Below are 23275 nucleotides of genomic sequence, written 5' to 3'. Positions count from 1 at the left end.
GAAAGAGGCAAGAAGCAAGAGTCAAGAATTCATAGCAAAGAATATAAAAGGTCTTTCTTCTTGCTTCTTTCCTCTTATTTAAGTCAAAAAAAAATATCCCAAAAAAACAAAACCTACATTACAATTTATGAGAGCATTGGTTATTTCAGGTGGTGGCAGTAAAGGCGCATTTGCTGGCGGTGTTGCCCAATATTTAATAGAAGAAAAAAAACACGAATACGATTTGTTTATAGGGACTTCAACAGGAAGTTTGCTGATTCCGCATTTGGCTCTCGGTCATATTAAAAAAATCCATTCTGTTTATACCAATGTTACCATGTCGAGTATTTTTAATATTTGTCCATTTGTGGTAAAAACGAAAGATGGCGTTGATATTGTGACTATTAATCACTTTAATGTATTACGTCAGTTCTTTAAAGGGAAACGCACTTTTGGAGAAAGTAAAGGATTGAAAAAGTACATTCAGAATAATTTTTCTCTTTCTGATTTTAATAAACTAAAAAAGCTAAAAACCGACGTTATTGTTACGGTTACCAATTTCACTAAAAACGAATCAGAATATAAATCGGTAAAAGATTGTACTTACGAGGAATTTTGCGAATGGTCTTGGATATCCAGCAATTATGTTCCTTTTATGAGTTTGGTTGAAAAAAATAACTGTGAATATGGCGATGGAGGATTTTCGAGTTTAGTGCCAATTCGCGAAGCAATCAATAGAGGGGCAACAGAAATAGATGTAATTATACTTGAAACGGAGGTAAATACGACGAAAACAGTAATTGGAAAGAATCCATTTTCATTAATGATAGATTTGTTCCGAATTGCTTTAGATCAAGTAGAAAAACATGATATTGCTATAGGAAAACTTATGGCAAATAATAAGAATGTAAAACTAAACTTATATTACACGCCAATAAAACTAACCGATAATGCTCTGATTTTTAATAAAGAGGTAATGAAAGATTGGTGGGAGCAAGGTTATGAATATGCTCAGAATAAATCGGAAGTTATGAGTGATAATAAGATTTTGATTTGATATTTTAGAATGCAGATTTTAGATTTTAGATTGAATGTTTTAAATCTGAACTCTAAAATCTAAAATCTGCAATATTTATTTAATACCAAAGTTCAGCAACCTCAGATTTAATAAAACTCAAAGCTGCATTGCTTGGTGATTGTTTTTCTAGTAAATCATTTAAGATTACTTCGCGAAGTTTATCAGCATTTTCTACTTTATCGCTCATGGCCGCTTTACGAATCATTTGGATTGTTGCATTTTTTGCAGTTGTAATGATAGTCCAGCATTCTTCAGACATATAAATCTGCTGTGTTAGATTGTGCTCAAATTCCTGTTCGATTTGGTCAATTACGTAATTTTCGTAATCGTGTTTATTCTGAGAAATAGGAGAAAGTCTAATTAACAATTTTGTCAAGTTAATACGTTCTAAAAACAAAGTCATACGCTCGTATGCCTGTAAACGCACAGGAAGAGATTCTTTATGTGCTTGTTTGTTTAATAAAAAAGCACGCTTTCTGTCATTGTTTTTAATGTGTAATTCAAAGAAACGATACGCTACAACTCCTGTAACTAAGGCTGGTAAAGTATAACTCGCAAGTTCTATTATTTTGTTGAAATCCATTGGAATAATTTTTAAGCAAAAATATACTTTTTGATCAAAAATCAACTTTAAATTTATGGCAATAAACAAAAAGGAAGCTGTATTTTTGCAACTTGTTTTTACTGAGACCGAAATATCTTTTTAATGGATTCATACATAATACTTTTTCTTTGTCTGGCAGCTTTTGCGGCTGGTTTTATTGATGCAATTGTTGGCGGCGGCGGATTAATCCAGACGCCAATGGGACTAATTTTATTGCCCAGTCTTCCAGTTTCGACTGTAATCGGGACTTTAAAAATTCCAGCTTTTAGCGGAACTGCTTTTGCTGCTTTTCAATATTTGAAGAAAGTTGTTATTAAGTGGAAACTCCTTATTATTATGATGTGTCTAGCGGTTCCTTCTGCGTTTTTAGGTTCTACGATTTTGACCTTGGTAAGCAATGATTTTATGAAGCCACTTTTATTGGTGGTTTTGTCTTTACTATTCGTATATACTTATGCCAAGAAAAATTTCGGACAACATGAAGCAAAAGATCATTCTGAAACAACTCAAATATTTTATGCAGTCGTAATCAGTATGATTGTCGGATTTTATGATGGATTTATCGGACCAGGAACAGGAAGCTTTTTTGTTGTGGCTTTCATTGCACTTCTAGGTTTCGATTTTCTTCATGCTTCCGCGAATGCTAAAATGGTAAATCTGGCAACCAATTTCGGTTCGATTTGTTTGTTTATGATAAAAGGAAAAATCATTTGGGCGATCGCTATTCCAATGGCAATTAGCAACGGACTTGGCGGTTGGCTCGGAGCAAAATTAGCGATAAATAAAGGCAACGGATTTATTAGAATTTTCTTTTTGATTGTGGTTGTCGGAACATTGATTCGATTTGCTTACGATGTGTTTTTTAAGTAAGTTACAAAGGTTCTAAGACGCTCAGTTGCTGAGTTTTCTCTATTTTGTCTAAAAAAAACTTAGAATATCAGAAACTTAGTATCATAGCATCTCAAAAAAAATGTTTGCTTCTTAGCCCCGATTGAGGCGGTATCCTCGCAGCGGAGCGGAGAGATATAGCCGAAAGCGGTAACCTATGTTTAATAAAATGCCTATTGTTTGGCTTCAAAAAAACAAAAAACTTAGCATCTTAGAACCTCAGTATCTTAGTAGCTATTTAAAGTATTAATTCTTATTTTTGCCTAAAAGGAGAAAATTACATGCAGAAATATATTGACCAGCTCAACGAAGCGCAGAGAGCGCCTGTTCTAAAAAAAGACGGGCCAATGATTATTATTGCTGGTGCAGGTTCGGGAAAAACCCGTGTTTTAACAATTAGAATTGCTTATTTGATGCATCAGGGAATTGATGCATTTAATATTTTGTCGCTTACTTTTACCAACAAAGCGGCAAGAGAAATGAAGCATAGAATTGCAGATATTGTGGGAGCATCTGAGGCTAAAAATCTTTGGATGGGAACGTTTCACTCTATATTTGCGCGTATTCTTCGTGCAGAATCAGAACTTTTGGGATATCCTTCCAATTTTACCATTTACGATTCTCAGGATTCGGCGCGATTGATTTCTTCGATTATCAAAGAAATGCAGCTGGATCGTGATATTTATAAACCAAAACAAGTTTTAGGACGTATATCAAGTTACAAAAACAGCCTGATTACAGTAAAAGCGTATTTCAATAATCCTGAATTGCAGGAAGCAGATGCGATGTCTAAAAAGCCTAGATTGGGAGAAATTTATCAGCAGTATGTGGAGCGCTGTTTCAAAGCCGGTGCAATGGATTTTGATGATTTGTTATTGAAAACCAACGAATTATTGACCCGTTTCCCGGAGGTTTTAGCAAAATATCAAAATCGTTTCCGTTATATTCTGGTTGATGAGTACCAAGATACAAATCACTCTCAGTATTTGATTGTTAGAGCTTTGTCTGATAAGTTTCAGAATATTTGTGTGGTTGGAGATGACGCACAGAGTATTTATGCTTTCCGTGGTGCAAATATCAATAACATTCTAAACTTCCAAAAAGATTATGAAGGTGTTGTGATGTTCCGTTTAGAACAGAATTACCGTTCTACAAGAAATATTGTGGAAGCCGCCAATACGGTTATGGATCACAACAAAACGAAACTGGATAAAGTGGTTTGGACAGCAAACGAATTTGGACCAAAAATTAAGGTTCATAGGAGCTTGACCGACGCAGAAGAAGGTCGTTTTGTAGCCAGCACTATTTTTGAACAGAAAATGCAGCATCAATTGCATAATGGTTCATTCGCGATTTTGTATCGTACCAATGCGCAATCGCGTGCCATGGAGGATGCGTTGAGAAAGCGCGACATTCCGTATAGAATTTATGGAGGATTATCATTCTACCAGCGCAAGGAAATTAAAGACGTTTTATGCTACTTACGTTTGGTTTTGAATCCGAAAGATGAAGAGGCTTTGATTCGTGTTATCAATTATCCTGCTCGCGGAATTGGAGATACCACTATTGAAAAATTGACTATTGCCGCCAATCATTACAAACGTTCGATTTGGGAAGTGATGGTGAATATTGATAAAATCGATTTGAAACTGAATGCTGGTACAAAGAATAAACTGAAAGATTTTGTAACGATGATTCAGAGTTTTCAGGTTATCGATCAGAATCAGGATGCTTTTTATTTGACAGATCACGTCGCTAAAAAGACAGGATTAGTTCAGGAACTGAAGAAAGATGCTACTCCTGAAGGAATGGCAAAAATTCAGAATATCGAAGAGCTATTAAACGGTATTAAAGATTTTACTGAAGGACAAAGAGAAATTGATGGGGCAAGAGGCGCACTTTCTGAATTTATGGAAGATGTGGCTCTGGCAACAGATTTGGATAAAGACACTAACGATGAAGATCGTGTGGCTCTTATGACTATTCACTTGGCAAAAGGATTAGAGTTTCCTCACGTTTTTGTGGTGGGAATGGAAGAAGATTTGTTTCCAAGTGCTATGAGTATGAGCACTAGAAGTGAACTAGAAGAAGAGCGTCGATTGTTTTATGTGGCCTTAACTCGTGCAGAACATCAGGCTTATTTAACCTATGCGCAATCTCGTTACCGTTGGGGAAAACTGACAGACAGTGAACCATCTCGTTTTATTGAAGAAATTGATGGGCAATATTTAGAGTATTTGACACCTGCCGAAACAAGTTACCGTTATAAATCGCCAATTGATGGTGATATCTTTGGAGACGTCGATAAATCAAAACTAAGACTAAGCAAACCGGTTGGAGGAACTCCTCCTGCTCATATTACTAAAAATGAGCCTAAACCAGATTTGAATATTCGTAAATTAAAACCTGTTTCTGGAAATGCACCAAGTAATGGCAATTCGAATTTATTTGATAGTAAGCTTACCGTTGGAAATATTGTAATGCACGAACGTTTTGGAAAAGGTGAAGTAATTAATCTTGAAGGAGCAGGTGCAGACCGAAAAGCAGAAATTAAATTTGAAGTAGGCGGAATTAAGAAATTGTTGTTAAGATTTGCTAAATTAGATGTCGTAGGATAAAATTATTGTTTCAAGTTTCGAAAACATTTGTCACTCTGAGCGGAGTCAAAGAGCTTTTCAACTAGAGGACTTCGACTCCGCTCAGTCTGACAAACTTGAAACATGAAACAAACAAAAACTTGAAACAAAAAGATATGGCAGAATTTATAAAAATATACCCAGACAAACCTAGTGAAGCTGCAATTGCCAAAGTGGTAAAAGTGCTTCAGAATGGAGGTTTGGTAATTTATCCAACAGATACAGTTTATGGTTTAGGTTGTGATATTACCAATTCGCGAGCATTGGAGAAAATTGCTAAAATAAAGGGAGTAAAGTTAGAGAAAGCCAATTTTTCTTTTATTTGCCATGATTTGAGCAATTTATCAGATTATGTTCGTCAGATTAACACATCAACTTTTAAAATCTTGAAAAGAGCATTGCCGGGGCCATATACTTTTATTCTGCCTGGTAATAATAATCTACCAAAAGAATTTAAAAAGAAAACGACAGTTGGTATTCGTGTTCCAGATAACAATATCATATTAGAAATTGTTCGCCAGTTAGGGAATCCAGTGGTTTCCACTTCTATTCGCGATGAAGATGATGTAATAGAATATACTACAGATCCAGAGTTAATTTTTGAAAAGTGGCAACACCTTGTAGATATGGTAATAGATGGTGGTTACGGAGATAATGTGGGATCAACAATTATTGATCTTTCTGAACATGAACCAGTTATAGTAAGAGAAGGTAAGGGTGATATTGATATTTTGTAAAAAAATACACTAAAAGTATAAAAGTACAAAAAATAATGAGTAACTTTATTATGTTAAAATTTAGTTAGTTACTTAAAGATAATGTTATTCTTGATTTTGCGTTTAATTGATTAATTAAAATAAGAATTAAGAATACATAAAAGCAGGTCAATTGACCTGCTTTTTCTGTTTTATAGTATGTAAAACCAAGGATTATTTTGCTTGTTTTTTCATTTCTTTTTCAATCATATCATAGAATTGATCGATTTTTGGCATAACTACGATACGAGTTCTTCTGTTACGAGCTCTATCTTCAGCGGTATCATTAGAAACTAATGGAACGTAAGAGCTTCTACCAGCAGCAATTAATTTAGCTGGGTTAACACCAAGATCGTTTGTTAATACACGTACGATAGAAGTAGAACGTTTAACGCTCAAATCCCAGTTGTCTAAGATAATACCGTTGCTTTTGTATGGTACGTTATCAGTGTGGCCTTCAACCATACATTCGAAATCAGGTTTATCATTAACCACTTTAGCAACTTTTCCTAAAACTGTTTTCGCTTTGTCGCTTACTTCATAGCTACCGCTTTTGAATAATAATTTATCAGCGATAGAAATAAATACAACTCCTTTTTCAACATTGATTTCGATGTCTGGATCGTTGATTCCAACTGCTCCTTTTAAGCTTGTAACCAATGCTAAAGTAACGCTGTCTTTTTTAGTTAAGGCGTCTTGAAGTCTAGCGATTTTTAAATCTTTTTCTTTTAAACTTTCAAGAGATTTTTCAAGGTTTTCAGCACCTTTAGTAGTTAAGATAGTTAAATCTTTAGAACTATTGATTAGATCTTGATTATGTTGTTTGTAGCTTTCAGCTGTAGCAGCTAATCCAGCTTTTTCTTCTAAGCACGTATTTAATTTTACAGTACATGAGTTTAACAAATCTTGAGTCTCTTTGTTTTTAGCTTCCAACTCAGCATATTTCTTTTTAGAAACACATGATGTTAGGGCCATTAATACTGATAGTGCGATAACTATTTTTCTCATAAATTTAATTTTAATTAGACTTGAATTACAAATTTAGTTTTTAATATTTTGAATACTGTTAAAGATTTCTTTAAATAAGGTCAATTTTCTTATATAGTAAAGGAAAACGATGCTTTTTACCATATAGTATTGCTGTATTTGAAAATCTTTTCTTTTCCCCAGATATTTTAAAGATAAGCAATAAAATGAAAAATGTGCCTTTAAAATGGCAAAAGTATGCCCAAACTTGCCTTGTGTAAGAAAACGTATACCGGCAACTCCATCCAAAATCATGCGGAAGAAAATCACCCAGAATAATCCTCTTTTTGGCAGATTTTTGACCATCATTAACAATGAATTTCTAAAATTCAAATAGGTTTTCTTCGGATTTCCTTGCTGTAATGTTGCGCCGCCAACGTGGTAAACAACAGTTTGCGAATTGTATTTAATAATATGTCCTTCATTTGCTGCTCTCCAGCATAAATCTATTTCTTCCTGATGCGCAAAGAAGCTTTCGTCAAATCCACCTAACTCGTGGTAAACATTTTTTCTGATAAAGAAACAAGCGCCTGAAGCCCAAAATAGTTCGATGTTATCGTTATATTGTCCGTTATCTTTTTCGACTGTTTCAAATATTCTCCCTCTGCAGAAAGGAAAGCCGTATTTATCAATAAAACCACCAGCGGCTCCTGCATATTCAAAATACTCCTTGTTTTTAAAATCAAGAATTTTAGGCTGAATAATGGCAGTTTGTTTTTCTTTTTCGAAAGTATCAAGTATTGGTTTCAGCCAGTTTTCTGTAACTTCAATATCTGAATTTACCAATGCGTATATTTCTGCATCAATATGCTGTAAGGCATCGTTATAGCCTTTCGCAAAACCATGATTGCCTGAGTTTTTTACAATTTTTACGGTAGGGAAATTCTCTGTAACAAATGCAACAGAATTATCCGTAGAATCATTGTCGGCAACATAAATTGTTGAGCCTTCTGAAAACTGAATAACAGAAGGTAAAAATTGCTCAAGCAATTTTACTCCGTTCCAATTTAAAATGACAATTGCTATCTTATCCAAAAGTATTCTAATTATTTATTCTTTATAAATGGTTTTCTTTATAGTCAGGTAGGCTTCTTAAAAACTCATATCGTTCGTTTTCAAAATCCATCTGACAGTAAAAATGGTTTAGTCCGTTTGTGACTTTCAAAAACCGTGCCTGCATTGTCATATTGTAACGCGCAATTTGATCAAAAGTTGCTTGAGAGATTTTGACTTCAGGTGCTTTACATTCTACCAATATATGTATAGATCCATCTGAGTTAAACACAACAACATCATATCGTTTTCGTAATCCATTGACCGTTAAAACTTTCTCTACATTGATGAGTGATTTTGGATATTTTTTTTCATGCATGAGATAATGAACAACGTGCTGACGAACCCATTCTTCTGGAGTAAGAATTATAAATTTTTTCCTGATTTCATCAAAAATAGACACTTTATTTTCGCTATTTTTGAATCGGAAAGTGTAAGTTGGGAAATTTAGTTTAAGCATAAAGCAAAAATAAAAAATAGTTTGAGGTTTCGTATCAACTTGAAACTTTAAACTTGAAACAAATTTTAAATGGACGAAGTAGTAAAAATTGTTAATGATATAAAAGCCGGAGATATTAAACCGATTTATTTTTTAATGGGTGAAGAACCTTATTATATAGATAAGCTTTCGGAGTATATTGAAGAGAATGTTTTGGCTGAAGAAGAGAGAGGCTTTAATCAGACAGTTTTGTATGGAAGAGATGTGTCAGTTGATGATATAATTTCAACGGCCAAGCGCTATCCTATGATGGCTGAACGTCAAGTTGTTATAGTGAAAGAAGCGCAAGATTTATCTAGAACAATTGATAAAATAGAATCGTATGTAGAAAACCCGATGCAGACTACTGTTTTGGTTTTTTGCTATAAATATAAAACGCTGGACAAGCGTAAAAAAGTTACTAAACTTTTAGGGCAGAAAGGCGTTGTTTATGAAAGCAAAAAATTATACGAAAATCAGGTTGGAGACTGGATTAAACGTGTTTTAGCTGGAAAAAAATATACTATTGATCCCAAAGCAAATGCTATGCTTGTAGAATTTTTAGGGACAGATTTGAGTAAAATCAATAATGAGCTGGAGAAACTACAGATTATTTTACCACAGGGGACAATGATTACAGCCGAGCACATTGAAGAAAATATAGGTTTCAGTAAAGATTACAATGTATTCGAACTTAGAAAAGCTATTGGAGAACGCAATCAATTGAAAGCTTATAAGATAGCGGAAAATTTTGCCCATAATCCGAAAGAATATCCTCTTGTTATGACTACAGGATTGGTATTCGGTTTTTTTGTTCAGCTTCTAAAATACCATGGATTAAAAGATAAGAGTCCTAAAAATGTGGCATCAGCACTTGGAGTGAATCCGTATTTCTTAAAAGAATATGATTTGGCAGTAAAAAATTATCCAATGCGAAAAGTAAGTCAGATTGTTGGCGCTTTACGAGATATTGATGTTAAGAGTAAAGGTGTGGGAGCTAATGCTTTACCTCAATCTGATTTGTTAAAAGAAATGCTTTATAAAATTTTTAATTAAGCCGTTAAAATTCACGATATTTGCCTTTCTAAAAAAATTGCATTAAAATATTTATAAACTATGGGAATGAATAAAAATACCATTTTAGGATGGGCTACTTTAATAATGGTGCTTATGGGATTGTTGCTTATAGGTCTTGGAATCTTTAGGTACAGTGATGTGTCAGGTTGGGGATTTGGTGCTGTTGGAGTTGGTTTTTTTGCAAATGCCTGGGTATTCAATGCTTTAAAAGGCAGGGTTTAATTTGAATAGCGGCAATATTAATCTCAAATCTAGTTAAATAATTAAAATAAAATATAAAAAATGTCAGACGATAAGAAAGTAATTTTCTCAATGCAGAAATTGAGTAAAACCTATCAAGGAGCAGACAAACCGGTTCTTAAGAATATTTACCTTAGTTTCTTTTATGGTGCTAAGATTGGTATTTTGGGACTTAATGGTTCTGGAAAATCTTCACTTTTAAAAATCATTGCTGGAGTAGATAAAAACTATCAAGGTGATGTAGTTTTTCAACCTGGTTATACAGTTGGATACTTGGAGCAAGAACCAATTCTTGATGATTCTAAGACAGTTATCGAAATTGTTCGTGAAGGAGCTGCTGAAACTATGGCGGTTTTAGAAGAATACAATCAAATTAATGACTTATTTGGTCTTCCAGAGTATTACGAAGATCAAGATAAAATGGATAAATTGATGGACCGTCAAGCAGCATTACAAGACAAAATTGATGCGCTTGGGGCTTGGGAAATCGATACAAAATTAGAAATCGCAATGGATGCATTGCGTACTCCAGAAGGAGATACGCCAATTAAAAACCTTTCAGGAGGAGAGCGTCGTCGTGTAGCATTATGCCGTCTGTTATTGCAACAACCGGATGTATTGTTGCTAGATGAGCCTACCAACCACCTTGACGCTGAGTCAGTTCTTTGGTTAGAGCAACACTTAGCACAATATTCTGGAACTGTAATTGCGGTAACGCACGACCGTTATTTCCTTGATAATGTGGCAGGTTGGATTCTTGAGTTAGATAGAGGAGAAGGTATTCCATGGAAAGGAAACTATTCTTCTTGGTTGGATCAAAAATCAAACCGTTTGGCTCAAGAAGAAAAAGTGGCTTCTAAACGTAGAAAAACTTTAGAGCGTGAGTTGGAGTGGGTTCGTCAAGGTGCAAAAGGCCGTCAGACAAAACAAAAAGCTCGTTTACAGAACTACGACAAATTATTGAATGAAGATCAAAAACAATTGGATGAGAAATTAGAGATCTACATCCCGAATGGTCCTCGTTTAGGTACAAATGTTATTGAAGCTAAAAATGTTGCTAAAGCTTTTGGTGATAAATTATTATATGATAATCTGAATTTTACTTTACCGCAAGCAGGTATTGTTGGAATTATTGGACCAAATGGTGCTGGTAAATCTACCATTTTCAAAATGATTATGGGAGAAGAACAAACTGACAGCGGAGAATTTACGGTTGGAGAAACTGTAAAAATCGCTTACGTCGATCAGTCTCACGCCAATATTGATCCGAATAAATCTATTTGGGAAAACTTTGCAGATGGTCAGGAGTTAATTATGATGGGTGGTAAGCAGGTAAATTCTAGAGCTTACTTATCTCGTTTCAACTTTGGTGGCGGCGAGCAAAACAAAAAAGTGTCAATGCTTTCTGGTGGAGAACGTAATCGTTTACACTTAGCTATGACTTTGAAAGAAGAAGGAAACGTCCTTTTACTGGATGAGCCTACAAACGACCTTGACGTAAATACACTTCGTGCTCTTGAAGAAGGTTTGGAAAATTTTGCTGGTTGTGCCGTAATTATTTCTCACGACAGATGGTTCTTGGATAGAATTTGTACACATATTCTAGCTTTTGAAGGAAATTCTGAAGTTTATTTCTTTGAAGGAAGTTTCTCTGATTACGAAGAAAACAAAAAGAAACGTCTGGGTGGTGACTTAACTCCAAAACGTTTGAAATACAGAAAATTGATTAGATAATTTTTTGAGAAATCTCAAATAAAAAATCCCAAATTCCAAGTTTATCGGAGCTTGGGATTTTTATTTGAATTTTATGTACAAAACAAATCCGACAGGTTTTTAAAACCTGTCGAGTTTGAATTCAATAATGTTTTAGATAAAGTATGTTATCAGTTTTGATATTGGAATTTTGAAATATCAGAATTTGGAATTTCTCAAAGAAACTTAGATTTCAACTCGGGAGTTGGAATCATACAGCTTTCTTTTTTGCCATACCAATTGTATCTGTTTTTTGCGACATAATCATAAATTTTGTCGCTTAAAAAAATGGGCACGATTCTAAAAATTGGAGTGAGTTTCCAAAAGCCTCCGAAATTTTTAGCAATTTCAATAATTGCAGAAGATTTATAAAAATAAGCTGTTCCAGGATCATATAAAATTATACTGTCCATTTTTGAAAAACTGATCCCTAAATGTTTGCAAATCGAAATTCCTAAGTCTGATTGTAATGCGACAAATCTAAAAATGTCTTTTCGGTCATGTTTTATAATAAATTGTACAGCGGAACTGCAGAGATTACAAACTCCGTCAAAAAGAACAATTTTTTTATTTATGGGAAGGCTTTCCATTATATGGCTTTAAAAGTAAAACTTTAAAAAAGTTATATATAATATCAACAAATTAATTTTATCTATCGAATTTTATTTTTGCATAAATTTAGCAAATCAAAAACAGCTTTCATAAATTGCTCTAAATCGATTTAAAAATAATGTTGACCTACTTTTATGTAATTTTTAAAACAATCGCTTAAATCGCTTTATTTTAATTTTGGTGTTTTTTGATCAATTTTTTATAGTAAAAACTGTCACTGCGACTTAAAACTTTATTTCTTAATAGCTTCTACCAATTCCAATTCGTCCAAACTTACTTTCGAAGTAAAAATGCCATAATTTACAGTTGCTTTATTTTTTTCTATTAAGTCTATGCTTCCAACCGATCTACCATCGAGCATTCTTACTCGGTCACCAACTTTTAAAATTGGTTTAGGTTTTTCTACGACAGGTTTAAGTTTTTTCTCTTTTTTCTCTTTTCGAATTTCTTCAACTTTTACCTGAACTTCAGCAATAATTTCTTTTTGCTTTTCAACTTTTGCTTTGACTTCTTTCGGAGTAGCTTTTTTACGTTTTGAATTTTCTATCTCAACAATTTTCAAAAATTCACCAATAAGTTCTTTTTTGTTTTTGTTGTTGAAATACTTCTCAGCAATATCATCAATTTTTTGTCCTATATATATAATCTTCTGATTACTATCGTATAGTTCCTGATAGCTTTCCAGTTTTTGCTGAATCTTGGTATTGATGGTTTCCATCTTTTTGCTTTCCTCACGTGCACGAGTTTCTTCTTCTTTTAAATTGAGAGAAGTTTTTTCAAGCTTCGATCTCTCTTTTTGAAGATTGGCAATAGTTTTATCAAAACGGACTTTTCCAACTTCGATTTTCTTTTTTGCGCGATTAATCAATCCAAATGGAATTCCATTTTTTTGCGCCACTTCAAAAGTGAAAGAACTTCCTGCCTGACCAAGAGCCAGTTTGTACATTGGTTCAAGAGTTTTTTCATCAAACATCATGTTGGCATTTGTTGCATAAGGCAACTCGTTTGCTAAAATTTTTAAATTCGCATAATGCGTTGTGATAATTCCGAAAGCTTCACGATGATAAAATTCTTCAAGGAAAATTTCAGCCAAAGCTCCACCCAATTCAGGATCAGAACCAGTACCAAATTCATCAATCAAAAACATGGTTTTTCGATTACATTTCTTTAAAAAGTAATTCATGTTTTTTAAACGATAGGAATAAGTACTTAAATGATTTTCAATAGATTGGTTATCTCCAATGTCAGTTAAGATTCTATCAAACAAGAAAGTTTCGCTTCTTTCATGAACCGGAATTAATATTCCTGATTGCAACATTAATTGTAATAATCCAACTGTTTTTAAAGAAATAGTTTTTCCTCCAGCATTTGGACCAGAAATTACAATAATTCTGTTTTCTTGTTTCAGTTCAATCGTCTGCGGATGCGTAACTTCTTGTTTTTGTTTGTTAGTCAAATACAAAATCGGATGATAGGCTTCTCTAAAAAACAATCTTCTTTCTTCTGTAATTGCTGGTAAGATTCCGTTAATGCGATTTGCATACTTTGCTTTTCCAGCAACAACATCAATATCACTTAAAAAGTCTTGATATTCAATTAATAGAGGAAGATAAGGACGAATTACGTTTGATAAATTCTTCAAAATTCTCGTAATTTCTTCTTTCTCTTCATATTCTAAATTCGCTAATTCACGAGAATATTTTAGAGTCGCTTCAGGTTCAATGTAAGCAATGCTTCCAGTTTTAGAACTTCCTAAAATTGAGCCTTTCACTTTACGGCGATACATGGCTAATACCGCTAAAACTCTACGGTTTTGTACAAAACTCTCTTTAATATCGTCCAAATAACCCAAGCTATTGTATTGAGTTAAAGCCACGCCAAAACTTTGGTTTACTTTTCCGCGAACCAAATTCATATTCTGACGAATTCCAGACAGGGTAGGAGAAGCATTGTCTTTTATTTCTCCGTACTTATCTACAATCGCATCAATTGCTGTTATAATATCTTTGGTTAATTCTACTCGAGAAGCTCTTGCGTTTAAGTTTGGATAATAATCATCAAACTTTTTTAAGAAATTCAACAAGACATTTGTAGTCGCAGAAAGATTGGCGATTTTTCTAAAACTCCCTACTTCCAGAAAACTGTCTTCTATAGCAAGAAACTTAATTTCATGCGTTATGGCATCAAATCCGTGATTCGGAATTGCGTTATTATTTTGAAAAGAAGACACGTACTCTGACGTCTGCATCAAAGCTTGCATTAATTCTTCCTTATCTCTAAATGGTTTTATTTGTAAAGCCTTTTCTTTTCCAATGTCGGTGTTGCAACCATCAGAAATGGTTTCGAGAACGGTTGGAAATTGTAAGTCTTGTAACGTTTTTTCGGTAATACTGATCATTTAATTTCTTTATGAAAGCAAAGACAAAAGTACGAAAACAATAATGAATTATGAGTTATGAATTGTGAATTATGAATTATAGTTTTTAGTTTACTTAGCTTTGGACTTTGGACTTTTTTGATTTTAAGTATTTATTTCTGAAATTCGCATAAAAAAATTATGGACGTAAAAATGCATTCTTCTTGGAAGCCTGTTTTGAATGAAGAATTCGAAAAACCATATTTCAAAGATTTAATTGAATTTGTAAAATCGGAATATGCGACAAAAGTTTGCTACCCAAAAGGGAGCCAGATTTTTTCTGCTTTTGATCATTGCCATTTTGATGAAGTAAAAGTGGTTATTATTGGGCAAGATCCTTATCACGGACCAAATCAAGCAAATGGTTTGTGTTTTTCTGTGAATGACGGAATTCCTTTTCCACCTTCGTTATATAATATCTTTAGAGAAATCGAAACGGATTTGGGTAAACCGCTGCCAAAAACTGGAAACTTGGAGCGTTGGGCAGACCAAGGTGTTTTTCTTCTAAATGCAACTTTAACAGTAAGACAATCTGAGGCAGGAAGTCATCAGGGAAAAGGCTGGGAAAAATTTACTGATGCCGTGATTAAACAAATTTCTGCTGAAAAAGAAAATGTTGTTTTCTTGCTTTGGGGCGGTTTTGCTCAAAAGAAAGCTTCTTTGATTGATGCTTCAAAACATCATATTTTAAAATCGGGACATCCTTCGCCTTTGAGCGCCAATAGAGGTTTTTGGTTTGGAAATAAACATTTCAGTCAGACCAATGATTTCTTGAAATCAAAAGGATTGAAAGAAATTGAATGGTAATTTTTTAGAGTTACAAAGGTTCAGTATTGCAAAGTGACAAAGAGAAAAAACTTTTTGGCTTTGTGATTTTTGAGAAATATATTTATAAAAGAAAACCCAATAACTGTTTTGTTATTGGGTTTCTTTTTATTTTTTTACGATTTCTTCTAAAACGGCTTTGTTTTCATAATTAACCACTTTCAGAATAATTTCTTGATTTTTTACTGTTTTACCTTCAATGATATAAAGTTTTCCTTTTTTGAACGGAATGTTACTTTGGTCAAAATCCACATCTCCGTAAGTTAAGGTGTTTTTGATATCTGCTGTGTCAACCCATTTTTCGTTTAAAGTCTGAACAGCTTTTGGAGAATATTGAAATGGTTTTGTTCTAAGATTGTTTAAAACTCTGGCATTTGGAAAATAATTGCATCGGGTGTCTTTTCCGATAAAAAATCCTGATACAATAAAACATCCCATAACGAGACCAATCAGGTAATATGCAAAACGATGTACGAACTTCATGAAATAAATTTTTTGCAAAGGTACACTAAAGTTCCCTTAAAATACAAGTAAATTAATATCGTTATCCGGAAGATCGAACCAGTCACCAATGGCTTTGTTAGTTAAAATTCCGTGATAAAGATAAATTCCGTTTTTAAGTCCTTTGTTGCATCGAATGGCACTTTCAATACCACCATCTTCGGCTATCTGATGTAGATAAGGGGTCAAGATGTTACTAATTGATAATGAAGCAGTTTTAGAATATCTTGAAGGGATATTTGGCACACAATAGTGTAAAACATTATTTTTTATGAATGTTGGTTTTTCATGAGTCGTAACTTCAGATGTTTCAAAACAACCTCCAGTATCAATGCTCACGTCAACAATTACAGCACCTTTTTTCATGTGTTCAACCATTGTTTCATTAACCACAATCGGACAGCGTTCTTTGCCACGCATGGCGCCAATTGCGACATCACAGCGTCTTAAAGCTTTTAATAAACCTTTTTGCTGTATGGTTGAAGTAAAAATTCTTTGATTTAAATTGTTCTGCAGACGACGTAATTTTGTGATCGAATTATCAAAAACTTTTACATTGGCTCCTAATCCTATTGCTGTTTTAGCGGCAAATTCACCAACAGTTCCAGCACCAAGTATTACAACTTCGGTAGGAGGAACGCCAGTTATGTTTCCGAATAAAAGTCCTTTCCCGAATTCGTTTGTAATCATTAATTCGGCAGCAATTAAGATTGAAGCTGTTCCGGCAATTTCGCTTAAAGATTTTACTGCTGGATAAGAACCGTCTTCATCTTTTATATATTCAAAAGCTAAGGCAGTGATTTTCTTTTTTGCTAAAGCTTCGAAGTATTCTTTCTTTTTGGTTTTTAGCTGAATAGCAGAAATTATAACCGTTTCAGGATTGATCATTTCTATTTCAGTTAAAGTTGGAGGCTCTACTTTTAATAGAAACGGACAGCCAAAAACTCTTTTGGTATCTTTTGTAATTTCTGCACCTGCATCGGCGTATTCTTTATCAGTATAACTCGAACTTTCTCCAGCGCCAGATTCTATCATAACGCGATGTCCTTCATAAGTTAAGGAAGTCACTGCATCGGGCGTAAGACAGATACGACGTTCCTGATAACTTGTTTCTTTAGGGATTCCTATAAAAAGTTCTCTTTTAAAACGACCAACCTCAAGTTTTTCTTCCTGTGGTATTAATTGTTGTTTTGTAAATGGAGTTAACGTGATTGACATGGATAGTGCAAAAAATTAAGAGTACAAATTACGTAAAAAGTTTTAAAATTAGTGTAAAAATTCTGCTAATACTCAAAGCGAAAAGTTAAGAAATATAATATCCCTCAATTAAAAGTAGTGATTGAATATTTTTAGACCAATTCTAACTCTCTTTTACCGTCAGAAAGTAATTTGATGTTTATTGTAGAATGTTCTTCTGGAATTAAACTTTCGATTTTTTCAGACCATTCAATAAAACACCAATTTCCAGAATATAGGTAATCATCAACTCCCATATCTAGCGCTTCTGTTTCTTGTTTTATTCTGTAAAAGTCAAAATGATAGACTTTTTTTCCGTTTGGAATTTGATATTCGTTCACTAAAGAAAAAGTAGGACTGCTAGTTGCGTCAGTAATTTCAAGACTTTTGCAAAGTTGTTTGATCAAAGTAGTTTTTCCAACTCCCATTTCTCCATTAAAAAGGATAATTTTATTAGGATTTGAAGCTATAATCTGCTCTGCAACTTCTTGAATTTGATCTAATGAAAAAACGATATTCATTTTTATTTACTTATTTAATTTAGTCTCAGTCGCAGCTTTCAGTATTACTGTGACTGACAACCGCGACTGAAAACTTTTTATTTCGGATTAAATACCAAGAACGGAATAATCATTTCTTCTAACGAAATTCCGCCGTGCTGGTAGGTGTTTTTGTAATAACTCACATAATGATTGTAGTTGTTTACGTAAGCCAAAAAGAAATCATTTTTGGCAAAAATAAACGAACTGCTCATGTTTATAGCCGGCAAACCAATAGTTTTAGGCTCTTTTACTACATAAACGTCTTTTTGCTCATATGTTAAGCTGCGTCCAGTTTTGTAACGCAAATTTAGACTTGTATTTTTATCTCCCACAACTTTCGACGGATTTTTTACATTTATTGTTCCGTGGTCAGTTGTTAGAATCAGCTTGAAGCCTAAAAGTTGCGCTTGTTGAATGATTTCTAACAAAGGTGAGTTTTTAAACCAGCTTAAAGTCAAAGAACGATATGCTTTGTCATCTGAAGCCAATTCTTTCACCACTTCCATTTCGGTTTTAGCGTGAGAAAGCATGTCAACAAAGTTATAAACTACCGTTACTAAGTCGTTTCCTTTTAAGGCCTTAAAGTTTTCTGCCAGTTTTTTTCCTCCAGCATAATTGGTGATTTTAAAATAATCTTCCTTAATATTTAAGCCTAAACGTTTCAATTGAGCTGATAAAAATTCTGCTTCGTAAAGGTTTTTTCCGCCATCTTCAACATCATTTTTCCAATATTCAGGAAACTGTTTTTCCATTTCTAAAGGCATCAAACCAGAGAAAATTGAATTTCTCGCATATTGCGTAGCCGTTGGAAGAATTGAGTAGTACGGAACTTCTTTTTCTAATTTGTAATAATTGGCAATTACACCTTCAAAAGCTTTCCATTGGTCGTAACGCAGATTATCGATTACTACAAAAAGAATGGGTTTGTCTTTCTTTTTAATTTCAGGAACGACTAATTCTTTGAATAAGGTATTAGACTGAATAGGTTTATCGGCTTTTGGTGCGAACCAATCTTCATAGTTTCGTTCTATAAATTTCCCGAATTGAGAATTAGCTTCGACTTTTTGAGATTCCAGAATTTCAATCATCGCAGTGTCGTTGATGTCTTCCAATTTTAGTTCCCAGAAAAGCAATTTTTTATACAGTTCAATCCAGTCTTCATACGAATTAACCATTGCCAATTCCATCGAAATTTTTCTGAATTCTTTCTGGTAATCTAAGGTTGTTTTTTCTGTAATTAATCTCGAATCATCCAGATTTTTCTTCAAACTCAATAAAATCTGATTCGGATTTACCGGTTTAATCAAATAATCAGCGATTTTAGAACCAATGGCTTCTTCCATAATGTATTCTTCCTCGCTTTTGGTAATCATAATCATCGGGATGGCCGATTTTTTCTCTTTCATTTCAGAAAGTGTTTCCAATCCGCTCATTCCAGGCATGTTTTCATCTAGAAAAACAATATCAAAATTATCTTCTTCAAAAAGCGCAATCGCATCGAGTCCGTTATTACAAGTCGTAACTTCGTAATTCTTTTTTTCTAGAAATAATATGTGAGGCTTTAAAAGATCGATTTCATCGTCGACCCAAAGTATTTTTATCTTATCCATAAATCAATTTAATTTTACTGCAATTTAAAGTTATAGAACTTAAAAAGTATTAAAAATAGTATAAAATTACCAAAGATGAAGCATGATTTTATTTTGAAATTTAACATTTTTAAATGTATTTTATTGATAATCATTACAATTTCGATTGTGATTTTTAAATAAAAAACACCAAGCTCTTTATACTTATTTACTTATATTTGTTGACCTAAAAAATGACCACACTGTGACTCAGATCAATAAATTAAAAATATTCAACGATCCTATATATGGCTTCATTACGATTCCGAATGAGCTGGTTTACGACTTAATTCAGCATCCTTATTTTCAACGTTTGCGCCGTATTTCACAGATGGGATTGTCATATTTGGTGTATCCAGGAGCCAATCATACCCGTTTTCATCATGCCTTAGGATGTATGCATTTGATGAAGAAGGCCATTGATACGCTTCGTTTTAAAGATGTAGTTATTTCTGAAGAAGAAGAAAATGCGCTTTTAATAGCAATTTTGCTTCATGATATAGGACATGGGCCATTTTCGCATGCAATGGAAAAAAGCATTGTTGAAGATGTGCATCATGAAGCCATTTCGCTATTGTTTATGAATCAGCTTAACGAAGAATTTGGCGGAAGATTAAGTTTGGCGATTCAGGTATTTAAAGGAGAATATCACAGAAAATTCATGTTGCAATTGATTTCAAGTCAGTTGGATATGGATCGAATGGATTATTTAAAACGAGATAGTTTTTATACAGGTGTTGCAGAAGGAAATGTAAATTCTGAACGATTGATTCAGATGATGAACGTAGAAAACGATGTTTTGGTCATTGAAGAAAAAGGAATTTATTCTGTCGAGAAATTTCTGCTTTCCAGAAGATTAATGTACTGGCAGGCTTACTTGCACAAAACAAGCTTGGTGGCAGAATTAATTTTAATGAAAGTTTTAAAAAGAGCAAAAGAACTGACTCTAAAAGGTGTTAAACTACCTTGCAGTGAACCTCTAATGTATTTCATGCAAAATAAAATTACGCTTGAAGATTTTGATGCAGAGAAATTAGACTTGTTTTCACAATTAGACGATTTTGATATTATAAGCGCATTAAAAGCTTGGCAAAGGCACAATGATTTTATACTTTCTACTTTAAGTAAAATGATCATTAACAGAGATTTGCTGAAAATTAAGCTTAGCGCAGAGAAAATTCCGATGGAAGAATCGCAATCTTTAAAAGAGGAGTTTGCAGAAGCGCATCAAATTTCGGCTGTAGATGCGGGGTATTTTATTTTTAGAGGAAAAATTAAAAACCAAGCCTATAGTAAAGAAGCAGAACCTATTCGTATTTTGAAAAAAGATAAAACAATTGAAGATGTTGTTGAAGCTTCTGACCAGCTGAATTTGAAATCGTTATCTAAATTGGTAACAAAATATTATATCTGTTTCCCAAAACAACTTATATAAAATTAACATTTAAATCCTATTTTTTATATTTTTGTCGCGATGAAATTTACAGCAGAACAAATAGCAGGAATTTTAGAAGGAGAAGTTGTTGGGAATCCCAATGCAGAAGTTTCTAAGCTTTCCAAGATCGAAGAAGGTGACGAAGGATCGCTTACTTTTTTGGCTAACCCGAAGTATATCAATTATATATATACTACAAAAGCGACAGTAACAATTGTTAATGATAGCTTTATTCCTGAACAGGAAATTAGTACTACACTTATAAAGGTAGAAGATGCTTATGCAGCGTTTTCTAAACTTTTGCATTTTTATAATCAGGTAAAATTAAACAAAAACGGTATCGAACCTCAGTCGTATATGTCTGAAGGAACTAAATATGGCGAGAATTTATATTTAGGAAGCTTTAGTTATATCGGGCAAAATGTGGTTTTAGGGAATAATGTGAAAATTTACCCAAATAGCTTTATTGGTGATAACGTTGTTATTGGAGATAATGTATTCATTTTTGCTGGTGCAAAGATCTATTCTGAAACTGTAATCGGTAATAATTGCACAGTGCATTCTGGTGTTATTATAGGTGCAGATGGTTTTGGTTTTGCTCCAAACGAAAATGGAGAATACAGTAAAGTACCTCAGATTGGAAATGTTATCATTGAAGATAATGTAGATATTGGTGCTAATACTACAATTGACAGAGCAACTCTTGGTTCTACAATTATTAGAAAAGGAGTTAAATTAGACAATCAAATTCAGATTGCCCATAATGTAGAAATTGGTAAAAATACTGTGATAGCCGCTCAAACTGGTGTGGCAGGTTCTACAAAAATCGGCGAAAACTGTATGATTGGTGGGCAAGTAGGTATTGCAGGTCACTTAACAATAGGAAATAATGTTAGGCTTCAAGCGCAGTCAGGTGTAGCTAGAAACATTAAAGATGATGAAGTTCTGCAGGGGACGCCATCTCTTGGATATACGGATTTTAATAAATCGTACGTTCATTTTAAGAATCTGCCTAAAATTGTGGCTGAAGTTGAAGAATTAAAAAAACAAATAATAAACCCAAAAAATGGAAATAATGGTTAAACAGAAGACCATCAAAAATGAAATTTCGCTAACAGGAGTTGGTTTACACACTGGAAAAGAAGTTACAATGACTTTTAAACCTGCACCCGTTAATAATGGTTTCACTTTTGTAAGAGTAGATTTGCAAGGTCAACCAGTCATTGAGGCTGATGCTAATTATGTTGTTAATACTCAAAGAGGAACAAATCTTGAGAAATTAGGAGTAAAAATTCAAACACCAGAACACGTTTTAGCTGCAGTAGTTGGCTGCGATTTGGATAACATTATTATTGAATTGAACGCCTCTGAACTTCCTATTATGGATGGTTCATCAAAATATTTTGTTGAAGCGATTGAAAAAGCTGGAATCGAAGAGCAAGATGCGCAACGTAACGTTTATGTAGTAAAAGAAGTAATTTCTTTTACAGACGAAGCTACAGGAAGCGAAATCCTTGTTATGCCAAGCGATGAATATCAGGTTACAACAATGGTAGATTTTGGTACTAAAGTTTTAGGTACTCAAAACGCTACTCTTAAAAGTTTAGCAGATTTTAAATCTGAAATTGCAAGTTCTAGAACTTTCAGCTTCCTTCATGAATTAGAGTCATTGTTGGAACACGGACTTATTAAAGGAGGAGATTTAAATAATGCAATTGTTTATGTAGATAAAGAAATCTCTGAGTCTACAATGGAGAATTTAAAGAAAGCTTTTGGTAAAGAAGAGATTTCTGTTAAGCCAAACGGAGTTTTGGATAACTTGACTTTACACTATCCAAACGAAGCTGCAAGACACAAATTGCTTGATGTAATTGGAGATTTATCTTTAATTGGAGTTCGTATTCAAGGAAAAATTATTGCTAATAAACCAGGACACTTTGTAAATACTCAATTTGCAAAGAAATTGGCAAAAATTATCAAAATAGAGCAGAGAAATCATGTTCCTACTTATGATTTACATCAAGAACCATTGATGGATATTCATAAAATCATGTCTATGCTGCCTCACAGACCACCATTCTTGTTGATTGACAGAATTATCGAAATGTCTGATCGTCACGTAGTAGGATTGAAAAATGTTACTATGAACGAGAATTTCTTTGTAGGTCATTTTCCAGAAGCTCCAGTTATGCCGGGTGTATTAATTGTAGAAGCAATGGCACAAACAGGTGGAATATTGGTATTAAGCACTGTTCCAGATCCTGAAAATTATTTGACATATTTCATGAAAATTGATAATGTTAAATTTAAACACAAAGTATTGCCAGGTGATACTTTAATCTTTAAATGTGAGTTAATTTCTCCTATCAGAAGAGGAATTTGTCATATGCAGGCTAACGCTTATGCAAATGGTAAATTAGTAACTGAAGCAGAATTAATGGCACAAATAGCAAGAAAACAATAATAAATTATCAAATTTATTGTTTAGGTTTGTTGCTTCAAATTAGAATATTT

At 33.5% G+C, this 23275-nt stretch carries 21 protein-coding genes; 11 read left to right on the top strand and 10 right to left on the bottom strand.

The annotated features are described in order from the left end of the window. Nucleotides 1-127: 127 nt before the first annotated feature. The gene (locus BB050_RS18950; RefSeq protein ID WP_066034683.1) at nucleotides 128-1036 is read left to right on the top strand and encodes a patatin-like phospholipase family protein; all 909 of its coding nucleotides are present in this window, start codon (nucleotides 128-130) and stop codon (nucleotides 1034-1036) included. A 79-nt stretch (nucleotides 1037-1115) separates the two neighbouring features. Here BB050_RS18950 and BB050_RS18945 read toward each other — a convergent pair whose 3' ends face one another. Continuing rightward, nucleotides 1116-1640 carry a DUF7935 family protein gene (locus tag BB050_RS18945; protein ID WP_008464010.1) on the bottom strand — a complete coding sequence of 175 codons (525 nt, stop codon included), beginning with the start codon at nucleotides 1638-1640 and terminating at the stop codon, nucleotides 1116-1118. A gap of 123 nt (nucleotides 1641-1763) precedes the next feature. Here BB050_RS18945 and BB050_RS18940 point away from each other — a divergent pair, with 123 nt between their 5' ends. From BB050_RS18940 to BB050_RS18930, 3 genes are all read left to right on the top strand, one after another. Then, nucleotides 1764-2531: a sulfite exporter TauE/SafE family protein gene (locus tag BB050_RS18940; protein ID WP_066034682.1), complete on the top strand. Its 768-nt coding sequence runs from the start codon at nucleotides 1764-1766 to the stop codon at nucleotides 2529-2531. A 299-nt stretch (nucleotides 2532-2830) separates the two neighbouring features. Next, a complete protein-coding gene (locus tag BB050_RS18935) occupies nucleotides 2831-5167 on the top strand; it encodes an ATP-dependent helicase (RefSeq protein WP_066034681.1) in 2337 nt (778 codons plus the stop codon). Nucleotides 5168-5301: 134 nt separating this feature from the next. After that, nucleotides 5302-5922 carry an L-threonylcarbamoyladenylate synthase gene (locus BB050_RS18930; RefSeq protein WP_066035223.1) on the top strand — a complete coding sequence of 207 codons (621 nt, stop codon included), beginning with the start codon at nucleotides 5302-5304 and terminating at the stop codon, nucleotides 5920-5922. Nucleotides 5923-6114: 192 nt separating this feature from the next. On the opposite strand, the gene BB050_RS18925 is transcribed toward BB050_RS18930, so the two are convergent. The 3 genes from BB050_RS18925 to BB050_RS18915 are packed head-to-tail and all read right to left on the bottom strand — an operon-like array spanning nucleotide 6115 to nucleotide 8479. Then, nucleotides 6115-6948, bottom strand: coding sequence for an OmpA/MotB family protein (locus tag BB050_RS18925; RefSeq protein WP_008464017.1), 834 nt, complete (start codon nucleotides 6946-6948; stop codon nucleotides 6115-6117). 33 nt (nucleotides 6949-6981) lie between these two features. Further along, nucleotides 6982-8001 carry a glycosyltransferase family 2 protein gene (locus BB050_RS18920; protein ID WP_066034680.1) on the bottom strand — a complete coding sequence of 340 codons (1020 nt, stop codon included), beginning with the start codon at nucleotides 7999-8001 and terminating at the stop codon, nucleotides 6982-6984. 22 nt (nucleotides 8002-8023) lie between these two features. Then, nucleotides 8024-8479 (bottom strand): type I restriction enzyme HsdR N-terminal domain-containing protein, encoded by a 456-nt coding sequence (locus tag BB050_RS18915; RefSeq protein WP_008464020.1) that lies wholly within the window; start codon nucleotides 8477-8479, stop codon nucleotides 8024-8026. Between the two features lie 69 nt (nucleotides 8480-8548). On the opposite strand from BB050_RS18915, the gene holA reads away from it, so the two are divergent. From holA to ettA, 3 genes are read left to right on the top strand one after another with little or no spacing between them, the layout of a single operon-like run. Beyond that, nucleotides 8549-9553 (top strand): DNA polymerase III subunit delta, encoded by a 1005-nt coding sequence (gene holA / locus BB050_RS18910; RefSeq protein ID WP_008464021.1) that lies wholly within the window; start codon nucleotides 8549-8551, stop codon nucleotides 9551-9553. A 60-nt stretch (nucleotides 9554-9613) separates the two neighbouring features. Beyond that, entirely contained in the window at nucleotides 9614-9796 is a 183-nt protein-coding gene (locus tag BB050_RS18905) for a CAL67264 family membrane protein (protein ID WP_008464023.1), read from the top strand. A gap of 60 nt (nucleotides 9797-9856) precedes the next feature. Beyond that, the gene (ettA, locus tag BB050_RS18900) at nucleotides 9857-11548 is read left to right on the top strand and encodes an energy-dependent translational throttle protein EttA (RefSeq protein ID WP_008464025.1); all 1692 of its coding nucleotides are present in this window, start codon (nucleotides 9857-9859) and stop codon (nucleotides 11546-11548) included. 194 nt (nucleotides 11549-11742) lie between these two features. On the opposite strand, the gene BB050_RS18895 is transcribed toward ettA, so the two are convergent. Together BB050_RS18895 and BB050_RS18890 are read right to left on the bottom strand one after the other, a co-directional pair. Continuing rightward, nucleotides 11743-12156, bottom strand: coding sequence for a thiol-disulfide oxidoreductase DCC family protein (locus tag BB050_RS18895; RefSeq protein WP_066034679.1), 414 nt, complete (start codon nucleotides 12154-12156; stop codon nucleotides 11743-11745). A 254-nt stretch (nucleotides 12157-12410) separates the two neighbouring features. Further along, nucleotides 12411-14576, bottom strand: a complete 2166-nt coding sequence (locus tag BB050_RS18890) for an endonuclease MutS2 (RefSeq protein ID WP_066034678.1) — start codon at nucleotides 14574-14576, stop codon at nucleotides 12411-12413. A gap of 159 nt (nucleotides 14577-14735) precedes the next feature. Here BB050_RS18890 and BB050_RS18885 point away from each other — a divergent pair, with 159 nt between their 5' ends. After that, nucleotides 14736-15401, top strand: a complete 666-nt coding sequence (locus BB050_RS18885; protein WP_008464029.1) for a uracil-DNA glycosylase — start codon at nucleotides 14736-14738, stop codon at nucleotides 15399-15401. Nucleotides 15402-15527: 126 nt separating this feature from the next. Here the strand turns inward: BB050_RS18885 and BB050_RS18880 are convergent, their stop codons facing one another. From BB050_RS18880 to porX, 4 genes are all read right to left on the bottom strand, one after another. After that, nucleotides 15528-15902: a DUF4258 domain-containing protein gene (locus tag BB050_RS18880; RefSeq protein ID WP_008464030.1), complete on the bottom strand. Its 375-nt coding sequence runs from the start codon at nucleotides 15900-15902 to the stop codon at nucleotides 15528-15530. A gap of 36 nt (nucleotides 15903-15938) precedes the next feature. Further along, entirely contained in the window at nucleotides 15939-17138 is a 1200-nt protein-coding gene (locus BB050_RS18875; RefSeq protein WP_066034677.1) for an alanine dehydrogenase, read from the bottom strand. 131 nt (nucleotides 17139-17269) lie between these two features. Then, nucleotides 17270-17677, bottom strand: coding sequence for a tRNA (adenosine(37)-N6)-threonylcarbamoyltransferase complex ATPase subunit type 1 TsaE (gene tsaE, locus BB050_RS18870; protein ID WP_066034676.1), 408 nt, complete (start codon nucleotides 17675-17677; stop codon nucleotides 17270-17272). A gap of 77 nt (nucleotides 17678-17754) precedes the next feature. Beyond that, nucleotides 17755-19308: a T9SS response regulator signal transducer PorX gene (gene porX / locus BB050_RS18865; RefSeq protein ID WP_066034675.1), complete on the bottom strand. Its 1554-nt coding sequence runs from the start codon at nucleotides 19306-19308 to the stop codon at nucleotides 17755-17757. A 223-nt stretch (nucleotides 19309-19531) separates the two neighbouring features. On the opposite strand from porX, the gene BB050_RS18860 reads away from it, so the two are divergent. The 3 genes from BB050_RS18860 to BB050_RS18850 are packed head-to-tail and all read left to right on the top strand — an operon-like array spanning nucleotide 19532 to nucleotide 23225. After that, on the top strand, nucleotides 19532-20761 hold the full coding sequence (locus BB050_RS18860; protein WP_008464036.1) for an HD domain-containing protein: 1230 nt from the start codon (nucleotides 19532-19534) through the stop codon (nucleotides 20759-20761). 39 nt (nucleotides 20762-20800) lie between these two features. After that, nucleotides 20801-21844, top strand: coding sequence for a UDP-3-O-(3-hydroxymyristoyl)glucosamine N-acyltransferase (lpxD, locus tag BB050_RS18855; RefSeq protein ID WP_008464038.1), 1044 nt, complete (start codon nucleotides 20801-20803; stop codon nucleotides 21842-21844). Next, nucleotides 21837-23225, top strand: coding sequence for a bifunctional UDP-3-O-[3-hydroxymyristoyl] N-acetylglucosamine deacetylase/3-hydroxyacyl-ACP dehydratase (locus tag BB050_RS18850; RefSeq protein WP_008464039.1), 1389 nt, complete (start codon nucleotides 21837-21839; stop codon nucleotides 23223-23225). Before lpxD ends, BB050_RS18850 begins: the two co-directional genes overlap by 8 nt. The last annotated feature ends 50 nt before the right edge of the window (nucleotides 23226-23275 follow it).

The sequence above is a fragment of the Flavobacterium anhuiense genome (genome assembly GCF_001705175.1).
Classification (GTDB): Bacteria; Bacteroidota; Bacteroidia; order Flavobacteriales; family Flavobacteriaceae; genus Flavobacterium; species Flavobacterium anhuiense.
This window is presented reverse-complemented; position numbering and strand designations above follow the sequence as displayed.